Origin of the sequence: uncultured Winogradskyella sp., assembly GCF_963975125.1 — a bacterium.
Classification (GTDB): Bacteria; Bacteroidota; Bacteroidia; order Flavobacteriales; family Flavobacteriaceae; genus Winogradskyella.
In genome coordinates this window covers 1-12,822 of record NZ_CAXBGB010000087.1, presented here as the reverse complement: position 1 = coordinate 12,822, position 12,822 = coordinate 1, and the positions used below count along the sequence as shown (strand labels likewise).

The following is a 12,822-nucleotide window of genomic DNA, read 5'->3' as shown; positions in this document are numbered from 1 at the left end:
ATCGATTTCTAAAACTTTTATCCAAGAATCAGAATCAACTACTCTATATTTTAAATCAGAACTTAGAGTTGTGACTAAGGGAGAGTTGAGTGTTTTCGATGATAAATCTATATCTGTAACTTTTAAACTATTTGTAATAGTTGGTACTAATGGTTTCATCAGAACATTTGCTAATACTTTTGTTTCGTAATTTGCTATTATTTTATTGTTTAATATAACTGGTTGATAAAATGGGGCTTCAAATATTAAATCGTAAGTTCCTGCAAATATTGGTCTATAATAGTCCCCATTTACATCAGAAACCGTCCAAGAACCAAGATCATCATGCCCAATAGCCTTTATTGTAGCGCCTTTAATTGGCATGCCTGTATATGCGTCTTTAATAAGGCCATTAAAGCCATACGTTCCTTGTACTAAGTAATCGAGTAATGCCTCTTTGTTATACTCCCAAAAATCATCTAGCTCATTTGCAAATGGCTTTTTAGTATTTGATAACTCAATTGTCACCTCTTTGCAGTGGTGATTATAATTCATGTAATCTTGTCGACCTCCATTTATTTTATACCAATCTGCACCATGTGTAATGCCGTTATTTTCGCCATTCATATAATCAGAAGGACCATCACTCTGAGCATTATCTCTATATTCTCCAGCAGTTAAAAGCCACCAAGAATCATCAGGATGTCTTTCGAAAGTAGTATCCCAAGGATAATTGACTACTTCAATACCTCCATGAAAATTTGCAGAAAGAACAAAGTGGTTGTCTTCCGCTAACTGCATAAAATGAAGGGTTTCTGTTTGGTATGCTTCATCATCTGCGTGCGAGCCTTCATATATATCAGGGTAATTTCTATTTAAATCAACATTATTAGCATTTCCACGTCTTGCATTTGCGACCGAAGTATTATTAGTACTTAAATGGTATGTACCATCGGGATTTGCGTTTGGGTTAATCCATATTTCAGAGTTATTTATTAAGTATTTAACCCGTGTGTGGTCTGGATGCGAATTGTCTTTATATGCAGTGATAAGGTAATCGATTAAGTCTAACATTATAGGAAAACCAGTAATCTCGTCTCCATGTATTGAAGATGTATATAATAATTTTGGTTCTGCTTCATCTTTAGATACATTGTTCGAAATCTTTACAAATAGAATTTCTTTGTCACCTTGTCCTGTTTCTCCAATGCTAAAATAGTCTACAATATCAGAATGCTCAGTTTCAAAATTCTGCATTTGAGCTTCGTAGTCGTTATAAGTTGGGTAAACTGTTAATGGAAACTCTAAAGTATAGCCTGGTTTAGTACTAGTATACTCACTAATGTCACTAGATAATAAACGATCATTAATATCATTATCCGATTTATAGACTTTGAAAGAGATCTCTAAATCTAAAAATTTTTTGAACTGATTACGACTTGCCCAAGCTTTTACTTCCTTGGTTGCACTATTAAAATTGATAACAGTTAGTGATTTAGATAATTCCATCAATTGCGCTTTATTGGCAATATTGAATTTAAATGTTAGCTCACCTTGTGTGTCAAGTAAGTTATTAATTTGGCTTTGGTCTAATTGCTGTGCAATGACAGACATAAAAACCAATAGAAATGCGGTTAGGCTTAATGTAATTTTCTTCATTAGATTTGGGGTGAAATGAAATCAATTAAAGAGCTAATATAGAATTAATTTTATTAATTAATCTATAAAACGCATAAAAAACCGACAAAATGCATATTTTTAAATTTATGACAGTTTTGTCGGTTTACAATTCTTACAATATAATGTGTTGATTTTTAGATTGTTTTATTATAAAATTGAATACTATTTAGTAAAACCTGTTAATTCTCAAAATCTTTTAATCTTTTACTCCAGGAAGTCCCTCAGGTTTTTTAGTTTGCCAATGGAACGTTTCTGCTTTCTTTTCTACAGGTGCAACTTCATCTAATGTATTTGCATCGTACACAACTCCATTTTTTACGACATGAGTCAATGTGTTAGTGTTCCGTAAATTTTCAAGTGGATTATTATTCATAATTAAGATATCGGCGATTTTTCCTACTTCAAGAGTTCCCAAATCTTTATCCAAACCTAATGCTTCACAGCCTTTAATCGTTGCAATACGTAAAGCATCATGGTTGCTCATGCCACCACTTGCCACAGCCCACAATTCCCAATGAAAACCTAAACCTTGTAATTGTCCGTGGCTACCAATACCTCCAATGCCATCGGCTTCGATAAGATCTTTCATAAACACTGCGTGTTTTTTAAATACGTGTTCTTCATCCATAAACCAACCTGGTCTTCTTCTCGATTTCTGGGCTAATTCTTCATAAGGAGTAAAGTACTGCAACTTTTTATCATTATAGGGATTTTCTCTAGAATAGAAATAATTCTCAGCCCATGGTCCACCATAGCTCACCAAAAGGGTAGGCGTAATAGCCATTTGAGATTGTGCAGCTGTCGTAATCACATCTTCAAAAATTGGATAAATAGGGAATGAATGCTCATGACCAGGATATCCATCCATCATATTCACCATATTTTGTTTAAAATCTAAACCACCTTCAGTGGTAGGCATTAGTTTTAATTCTTTAGCAGCCATTATTACCCATTGACGTTGTTGACGATTACCAACGAGGTAACTTTTTATACTCTTGGTATTATAGTACTCACTGTATTGCTTTAAAACTTCTTTAGCATGCTCCAAACTTGTGATGTTATAAGCCCAAAAACCAACGCCAGGACCTGTACTGTAAACTCTTGGGCCATGAATCATACCTGCCTCAACCATATCAGAATATGTTAATACATCGGTTGTTGCGGTTTGTGGATCTCTAGTCGTTGTGACTCCATAGGCTAAATTTGCAGAATAAATCCATACTTGATTTTTATGAACTCCCCAATTTGGCCACATGTGTGCATGTGTATCTACAAACCCAGGTGTAATAGTTTTACCCTTAATATCAATGATTTTGGCATCATTAGGCACTGTAAAACTTCCTGAAACACCAACATTCACAATGCGATTATTTTCTATTAAAATATCACCATTTTCAATCACTTCTTTACCATTCATAGTAATGATACGACCTCCTTTAAGTAGGGTTTTACCTTTTGGAATTGAACGTTTGTATTTAACCTTTACTTTATACTCATCTGCTCTAAACTTTGGCTTGTCTTTTTTCTTGTCCTCATCTCCATTAGTTTTAGTAGAATCAGTTTCTTTTTTAGCTCTCTTGAGTTCTTTCTCTTTTTTCTTAGTTAAAGCCAAACTATCAGAGAAGGATTTACCTTTTGCTAAATCATAGGCGAAGTGGCTTGATCCAAGAGACCAGTGCACTTTTTCACTATCTTTTGACCAAGCTGGAAATTCACCTCCCATAATCGTAAGTTTAGTTGCAGGAAAGGCTGCTTTTTCTGGTTTGGCCAATGAGATAGAAGGTGTTTTTCCAATCATTGGAATAATAACCGAATAAATATCATTATTAATTTTAGCTAAAGCATGTGTGCCATCAGGAGAAATTCTAATCTCACTTGGAGTTGATCCTTTATTGTTTTCTCGCCAGCCTTCTTGATGACTTGGCATTGCAGAGGCAAGGTCGTGTTCTTTTCCGAAGACGTCTGAAGACCCATAAGTTTTAATTCCTGTTAATTTTAAATGTTCTTTTTCGTCACTACCATCCCAACGTATAGAAATTAAGCCTTTGCTGCCATGATTTAAATAGATGCGATTATTCACATTTGTAAAATGAGGTAAGCCTCGTCTTTTAGCTCGATCTATTATTGTAATGGCTCCACCATCTCCAGAAATCCAAGCTAATTCCTCAATCGTTCTACCATTAAATGGATTTATAGCATCATCGTAGGTTTGTGCTGATCCTTTTGTAAATACAATACGGTTAGATTTATAAGACCATGCAGGATCACTATAAATACCACGTTCTTTTGTGAGTTGAACAGGTTTCCCTTTACCACTGACATTTACTTTATATAAATGTCCTCCATCGTATTTCCATGTAGTAAATACAATTTGCTTTCCGTCTGGTGACCAAGCTGGCATCGCTTCTGTAAAGTTGTGGTCAGTTAATCGTTTTGGAGTTCCGTTTGGTAACTCCATAACGTATAAGCGGTTTAATGCTGTAAAAGTAATTTGTGTCCCATCTGGTGATGGCTTGGCTCCACGTATTTGCGTTACAAAACCTTCAGGTGAATCATCGATTGGATATTTAAACGCTACCATTGGTCCCATATCTAAATCTATATCTACCGAAAACGGAATCTCTGTTGCATTACCATTTGCAATTCCTATTTTGTATAGTTTTCCGCTGTAGGAGGCTATTAAATTTTTACTGTCTGGTGTAAAAGCCATCGCTGGTAATACTCCTAAGGGAGCAATAGACTCTTGGTCATCGCGCTGTACAGGATACGCTAACCAACGTTCTTCTCCAGAACTAAGATTTCGTAGAACCAAACCAGTGTGTTCTTCAAATCGGCTGCCATAAACCATCCATTTACCATCTTTTGATAAGGTAGGTGTAAATGCTGAGCCATAACGAGAAGTCACCATTTCGGTATTAGCATCTTCGCGATCAAAACTCATAATCTGATATTGTGGTAACTGTGCATTATAATTCCATGCTCCACGACGTGCTGAAAAGTAAATATGTTTACCGTCTGCACTAAAAGCTGGATCGATATACTTATTTGCTTTTTGTTCTTTCAGTATATCGGCACCAGAACCTCCATCTTTATGCACTATAAAAGGTTTTATGTTGCGCCTTCCTCGTGTGCCAACAATATAATCACCATCCGGACTCCAAGATGCAGAGACGTGGTACTTATTTTTATCTTTGGTAAGTTGTTTTTGTTCTTTTGTAGCTAAGTCCATTGTCCAAAGATTGTCTGAACCACTTTTATCTGAAATAAAGAGAATAGACTTTCCATCAGGACTATAGCGTGGATGAACATCGTAAGGCATACCTTCTGTTACTCTAGTAGCTTTTCCTCCTGTTATAGGAATAGTGTATAAATCTCCCATCATATCTAACATAATGGTGTTACCATCTGGGCTCACATCTACCGAAATCCAAGTCCCTTTATTAGTGGTAAAATTGACTTTTCTAGTAGGTTCTAAAGGCAGTTCTTTAGTGGCTTTTTTTATTGAGTCTTTAACTTTAGAAGTGTCTTGAGCTGAAATATTATTTAAAGTAAAAAGTAAGAATAGGGCAATACAAAAATGGATGTGCTTTTTCATGAGTTGTTGGTGGATTAGATATGATGGTTTAAAAATAGGGAATTTAATACTGACGCCTAAAAATTTAACACAGTTGGTTTTATTTAATTTTTTAATAAAATTTAGTTTCAATTCACTAAGTCTTAAATCTTTAAAAGTGCAGAATCACTTGATTCGTTGTTAACGGTTGTTAGTTAAAATACCCATTACTAAGTATTTCTAACTAAAATTAAAAGCATTTAGTTTGCATTTTAGTATAAATTTTATAATAAAAAAGGTCTTTTGTAGAGTTTAAAATAATCTTGTCGAATATTAGCGCTGTTTGATATTGACTTAACAAGAATTTAACTACATTGAATTTCTTTAAGTAATTAGCTATTATCAATTTATGAAGAAAATTAAACATAGCTTACTCTTTTTAGTGATTTGTTGTGTAGTAGGTCTAACGGCTGCTTTTAATAATACAAGCAAGTTTCTAGATACTAATACTGTATCTGTAACAACCACAAAGGTGTTGGTTTTAGTGCCGCCTAGTGCTACGATATCAGGTACTGCAACGGTTTGTCTTAATGATACTCCATTGCCAGAAATCACCTTTACAGGTTCAGGTGGTACTGTACCTTACACTTTTGTTTATACCATTAATAATGGTGCACAACAAAGTATTTTAACTTTAGGCACCGACGATTCTGTATCTCTAACAACTAATACCAATGTTGTTGGTGATTTTGTATATGAAATTGTATCGGTCTCGGATAGTACTGGAGACAGCACACCAGAAAGTGGAGCAGCAACCATTACAGTGGGTAGTCCACCAACGGTAGATTTTACCTTTAACGATGGTGAATGTTCGGAAATACCTATTCAATTTTCATCGAATATTATTGGTTCTAGTCCTTTCACCTTTGCATGGACTTTTGGAGATGGCAACACCTCCACAGATCAAGACCCAATGCATGTTTATGATGCACGAGGTTGTGGTTTTTCGAGTTTTATGGCTACTTTGACAGTGACCGATTCTAACGGTTGTACAGCTTCAGTCTCACAAAACGTAAGTATAGAACAGCGACCAGATCTTAGTTTTGTAGATTTAGATGCACAGTTTACTCCTCCGTTTGATAACTGTGGAAATAACACTTTAGATCCTGCTTATACTATAAATGTTGGTAATACATCTCCATCTGATAGCTGTGTAACAACTTATGATATAGATTGGGGAGATGGAAGTACTGAGACAAATATCACCTTTCCTATAGTGCATACTTATCCAAACTTAGGATCGTATAATATGATGATAACAGGTTATGGAGATAGTGGTTGTAATGCCACTGAAACTATCTTGGTGAAAAATTCGAGTAATCCGATTGGTGCGATAATAAGTCCAGGTAATACAGTGAATTTGTGCTTACCTATTAACGAACTCGATTTTGCCATCGGATCTTGGGGTGCAAATCCGTCTGACACAACTTATTTTGTAGATTATGGAGATGGAGTACAAGATACTTATACACAAGCCGAACTCATTGTAGCTGTTGCAAATTATGATCCAAATAATCCTACTGTAGCTGATCCGTTTCCTATTCCACATGAATATACTGAATCTAGTTGCCCTAATTCAAGTTATACCATCACCTTAATAATTTCAACATCTTGTGGGCAGACGTTTTTAACTGCAGGCCCTATTATTATTTTAAAGCTACCTGAAGTTGATTTTGAATATGAATCACCAGGTTGTGTGAATACAGCCATACAGTTCACTAATTTAACAGAAGGTGGATTTGGACCCAATTGTACAGACCTAGCTGCGCATATCTGGAATTTTGGAGATGGAGACACCTCAACTTTAGAAAGTCCAATTCATATCTACACTGCACCTGGAACATATAATGTAACATTGATTGAAGAGAATTTTTGCGGAACTACCGATCCTGTCGTTAAAACTATTTGTATAGAGGAAGAATTGGTTCCCAACTTTGTACTAGATACTAATATAGGATGTATTCCTTTTGTTCCTTTAGATATCGTTGGAACCAATATAACAGATTTATCACAGTCTTGTGGAGGTGAAATCTATTTATGGGAGGTGAGCTATGTTCCCGAGTTTTGCGGTACGACAGAATCTTGGAGCTTTACCAGTGGAACTAACGAAACCTCAGAAAATCCGTCTTTTCAATTTAATACAGCAGGGACTTACTCGATTAGCATGACAATAACAAATTCTTGTGGAGATTTTACAACAATGCAAACGGTAGAATTAAAACGACCACCAATCCCTACTATTGATGCTATTGCAGATGCGTGTGGCATGGCTACTTTTATTCCCGTTGTAACAGTTGACACTTGTGCTCCATCTCTGGATCCAATAACTTATAATTGGTCTTTTCCTGGAGGAATACCTGCGACATCAAATCAATTAAACCCTGGGACGATTACTTATTCTACAGTTGGTGATTATACTGTAACGTTTAGTGTAACTAATTCCTGTGGGACATCTATAGTGACAGAAGATTTTTCGGTAAATGAAATGCCATCAATAATAAATACAGATTTGTTACAGAGCTTATGCTCTGGCTCTCAATCTGTAGCTATAAACTTCGTTTCAGATACTCCCAATACAACGTATAATTGGTCTTCTAACAATCCTGTAGGTTTAATGGGTTATACTCCTAATGGAACGTCTAATCCTATACTTGCACAAACTTTAATTAACACTACTTCTTCAGCAATAACGTTTATTTATACAGTAATTCCAGAAATTAACGGTTGCACAGGTGCTCCAATAAATTTTGAAATTATAATAGAACCAGCCCCATTAATTACAACCCAGCCACAGTCTGATGCGGTTTGTCTAAATGGAACTGCTAATGATTTATCCGTTGCATTTCAAGGTACTGGCACAGCTACATATCAGTGGTACGAAAACACGGTTGATAATACCACAACAGGAACTGCCATAGCAGGAGCAACATCAGCTACATTCACTCCATCTACAGACACAGTAGATACCAGGTATTATTATGTCATTATTACATTTTCTACTGGTGGCTGTAATGAGATTATTTCAGACACAGCAGAAATTGAAGTCGCCAATACGACTCAGATTGACACACAGCCTTTAAGTACACAATCGATATGTATTGGAGGTACTGCAGAAGAACTTTCAATAGTAGTTTCTGGTGGAGCAGGAGTAGCGTCCTATGGATGGTTCATTAATACTACGAATACAAATATAGGTGGAACATTAATTCCGGGAGCTACAAGTTCAACTTATACACCTCCTGTATTTACAAGTATAGGGACTTTTTATTATTATGTTGAAGTGAGTTATGTAACTAGTGGTTGTGCTGGACTAACAAGTGCTGTTTCAGAAATTATTGTGGTTGATGATCCAACGATTACAATACAACCGCTTCCATTTCAGAGCCTATGCGAAAACACTGTAGTACAAGTTTTAGAAGTAAATATTTTAAATGGTTTGGGAACTATTTCTTATCAATGGTATGTTAACACCGTGAATAATATAACTACAGGTACGGAAATTTCAGGGGCTACCGCAAGTGCATTTACTCCACCATCTACAACAATTGGTACTTTATATTATTATTGTGAGGTTACTCAAGATGTTTCGGGTTGTGAAGTGACTAGTGCTATTAGCGAAGTAGAGATAAATCCAGGAGCACAATTTAATGTTCAGCCAATTTCTAATGAATTATGTCTTGGTGAAACCACTAATGCTTTAATGGTGTCTTTTATCAATGGTACAGGAACACCAACTTACCAATGGTATCAAAATACTGTAGATGATACTACAACTGGTATTGCGATTTCAGGAGCCACGATAAATACTTATAATCCTATTATCGATACTGTTGGAACTTTTTATTATTACGTAGTTCTCACTTTTAATTCTGGTGGTTGTACTGAAATTATATCGAATACAGCTGAAATTATTGTCAATGTAACACCAAGTATCAGTAGTACCGCTATCTTAATTTGTAGTGGAAATACATTTGAATATTTTCCTAACGCTGCCAATGGAGATACAGTACCTGCAAACATTATGTATTCATGGACAAATCCTGTGGTTAATCCTGTAGGAAGTATTAATGGAGCTACTGACCAATCAACTCCTTTAGGAACTATTTCTCAATTTTTAGAGAATACAACTATCAATCCGGCAATAGTGACTTATACAGTGACTCCAGTTTCTGATGATTGCACAGGTTTAAATTTTGAAGTTGTTGTGACTGTAAATCCATCTATTTCGGTAGCATCTACAGTAATGAATAATACGTGTTTTGAATCTAATAATGCCGCTATTGAAATTGATTTAGTTGGTGGTATACCTTTTACAACAGGGGATTTTTATAATATTAATTGGATTGGACCTAACGGCTACACTAGTACAGATGAAGATGTTTTTAATCTTGAAGCTGGGACTTATACCTTAGATGTTTTAGATAATGGAGGTTGTCCATATTCTGAAACCTTCACTATTACTGAGCCAGCTGAATTGACATTTAGTTTTGTAGATTTTGAATCTGAAACGATTTCGTGTTTTGGCGCTAATGATGGTGATATTAATATTGATGTTGCTGGAGGAATATTACCTTATGCCTATACTTGGACATTAGGAGGTTTACCATTTTCAACAGCTGAAGATTTAATTGATTTAGGACCTGGAAACTATGCGGTTTCTGTAACTGATGCTAATAATTGTGTACCGATAAGTCTCAATTTTGTTATTGAAGAACCTGAATTACTCGATGCCACTTTAGAAACAAAATTGGATGTCTTATGTTTTGGGGAATCTACAGGAGCTATAAATGTCAATATTGTAGGAGGACGACTAGATTACACCTTTGCTTGGACAGGGCCAAATGGATATACAAATACCAATCAGAATGCCAATGCATTGTTTGTGGGGATTTATAATTTAACAGTTACAGATCGCTCTGGTTGTACTGATACGCTTGAAGTTGAAATTATTCAAAATGATCAAATTGATATTGATGCGACTATTACTGAGATAGTTTGTTATGGGGATAATAATGCTTCAATAACAATTAACACTATTTCTGGAGGAGTACCTCCATACACTATTACTTGGAGTAATTTTGGTTCAGGTAATGTACAAACCAATTTGTCTGCAGGTACATATACCATAACCATAACAGATGCAGAAAACTGTGTGCGAGATTTTCCAATAGTTATAGATGAAGCTCCAATATTTTTGATTGATCCTGTGGTAATTCAAATGTCATGTTCTGGTGAGAATGATGCGAGTATTGCTCTTAATTTTGTAGGAGGTATTGATCCTGTCACTGTCGTCTGGGATGACGATACCACTGTTGGTACAGAACGAAATAATTTGGCGCCAGGAACTTATTCAGTAACAATTACAGATGGTACTCCTTGCATGATTCAAGACAGTTTTACAATTTTTAACATATTACCTTTAGAGCTTTCAACAAACGTTACTAATGCTCTAGATTGTGATGATACCAATAGTGGAGCGATTAACTTATTAATACAAGGAGGAACACCACCATTTAATGTTGTTTGGTCTAATGGAGCAACTACTGAAGATTTAGACAATGTCCCTCCAAATACTTATGTGGCAAATGTTACAGATGCAAACGGCTGTGAAATACAGGGCAGTTGGGAAGTTATAAGATTTGAACCTTTAGTATTAGATGTAGAAACACAGTCTGTAGTAGATTGTGAAGCTAAAACGGTAAATCAGACTTTCGTGGCTATGGCAAGTGGAGGAGTGCCACCATTTCTATACAATTGGTCAAGCGGAACTGTAAGTGGTATTAATAATGAATTGATGACTACAGATGAAGATGGACTCGTCATTTTAGAAGTTGTTGATAGTTTAGGTTGTACGACTAATTATAGTTTAAATGTTGAAGCTCCAGTTTTGGGAGATCCAGATTTTACAATTTCATCATTTGGGTTTTTAAATTATGGAGTGTATGCGATTCAAGATCCAATTGAGTTTATAAATACGGCTACAGGAAATTACGAAAACATATTATGGGATTTTGGAGATGGTAGCTTTTCTAGTGAAGAAAACCCAGTTCACACTTATGTAGAAATTGGAAGTTATATAGTCACACAGACTGTTACGTATCCATTTGGTTGTGTTTATAAAAAGGTAATTACACTTATTGTAGAAGAAGGCTACAGGCTTATAATGCCAGATGCTTTTACTCCAAATGAAGACGGACTTAATGATTTCTTTGGGCCAGTCCATATTGGTCTTAATACTTTAGAAATTAGTATCTATGATACATGGGGAAGTCTTTTATATTCTGAGTCTGGTGATTCTATTACAGGTTGGGACGGTAAAGTAAAAGATGAAGTCGCAGAAAATGGAAATTATTATTACAGATTTACCGCCAAGACCTTTTATGGTGATGAAATTAAGAAACAAGGGGCTTTTGTATATATCAAATAAAACCAGAATGACATTCAATAAAAAAAGGGTAATTTTAATAATGGTTTTATTAAGTTTTTGTGCCAATGCTCAAGATCCAATTTTCACCCAATCTAACTATATACAAGAGACACTAAATCCTGGGTTTTCTGGCTTTGAAGATAGTGACAGAATTGCAGCAGGTGTATTAAGTAGAACACAATGGCCTAATTTAGATTTAAGAATAGATACCCAATATGCTTACCTTAATAAATCATTTGATTATGGCCCAAGTCTAGGGTTTGGTGTAGGTATTAATTTCTTAAGGCAGCACGAAACTTTTAATAAATACAATTATTACCAGCTTAATGCCAATTATGTCCATCGAGTTAACCTTGATGGAGGTTGGTATTTTAGACCAGCATTAGAAGTAGGGCTTGGTTTTAAAGATATAGGGTTCAGTAACCTTACTTTAGCCGACCAGATTAACATAAATACAGGTGTTATTAATCCTGTATCAGTTGATCCTTTAAGCAATAATACAGACAATGTATTTTTTGGAGATATTTCAGCAGGTTTTGTTTTTGAACGTGAAGAATTTAATGGCATCACCTATTGGTTTGGTGCTTCAGCCAAGCATCTTAATCGCCCTAATATTTCGTTTGTTCAAGGTGAAAAATTACCATTAGATATTTTCTATTCCTTACATGGTAATTTCCGTTTTCCTTTTTTAAATGATTATAGTATTATGATGACTGCTAACTTTATGCAACAAGGAGAATATAACCGTTTAGATATTGGTTCTTTATTTATGGTAAATCAGTTTCTAATTGGTATTACGGTAGCAACTAATCCTGCTATGAATGATGATAATAGTCATCTGCTAACCTCTATTAACGGATTTCTTGGTCTAGAATATGATGAGTTTAGGTTCGGGCTTTCTTACGATGCTAATACATCTAAAATTGGTAGAACCAATGGAGTATATGAGTTGTCCGTTACTTATTTGTCTAGATGTCGTCGCTGTAATATTGATCGTAGTCGTAAGCGGTAAGGTTATAGGTTACTTATTTTATATTTTAACCCATGTGCCTATCAGTTTTTTTTTTAAATTCTTTATGCTTAGTGTTTTATTTTTTAAAGTATATACTTTATAAATCAATTT

The 12,822-nt window shown here is 35.2% G+C and carries 4 protein-coding genes; 2 read left to right on the top strand and 2 right to left on the bottom strand.

The features are described from left to right. Together AAC053_RS11840 and AAC053_RS11835 are read right to left on the bottom strand one after the other, a co-directional pair. On the bottom strand, nucleotides 1-1,638 hold a 1,638-nt coding region (locus AAC053_RS11840; RefSeq protein ID WP_339756807.1), incomplete at its 3' end, for a M14 family zinc carboxypeptidase. A 217-nt stretch (nucleotides 1,639-1,855) separates the two neighbouring features. Further along, nucleotides 1,856-5,254: an amidohydrolase family protein gene (locus tag AAC053_RS11835; protein WP_339756804.1), complete on the bottom strand. Its 3,399-nt coding sequence runs from the start codon at nucleotides 5,252-5,254 to the stop codon at nucleotides 1,856-1,858. A gap of 367 nt (nucleotides 5,255-5,621) precedes the next feature. Between AAC053_RS11835 and AAC053_RS11830 the strand changes: the two genes are divergently transcribed. Both AAC053_RS11830 and AAC053_RS11825 read left to right on the top strand, forming a co-directional pair. Beyond that, complete coding sequence (locus tag AAC053_RS11830; RefSeq protein ID WP_339756800.1) at nucleotides 5,622-11,699, top strand: PKD domain-containing protein; 6,078 nt, start codon at nucleotides 5,622-5,624, stop codon at nucleotides 11,697-11,699. Next, nucleotides 11,599-12,711, top strand: coding sequence for a PorP/SprF family type IX secretion system membrane protein (locus tag AAC053_RS11825; RefSeq protein WP_339756797.1), 1,113 nt, complete (start codon nucleotides 11,599-11,601; stop codon nucleotides 12,709-12,711). Before AAC053_RS11830 ends, AAC053_RS11825 begins: the two co-directional genes overlap by 101 nt. Nucleotides 12,712-12,822: the final 111 nt, after the last annotated feature.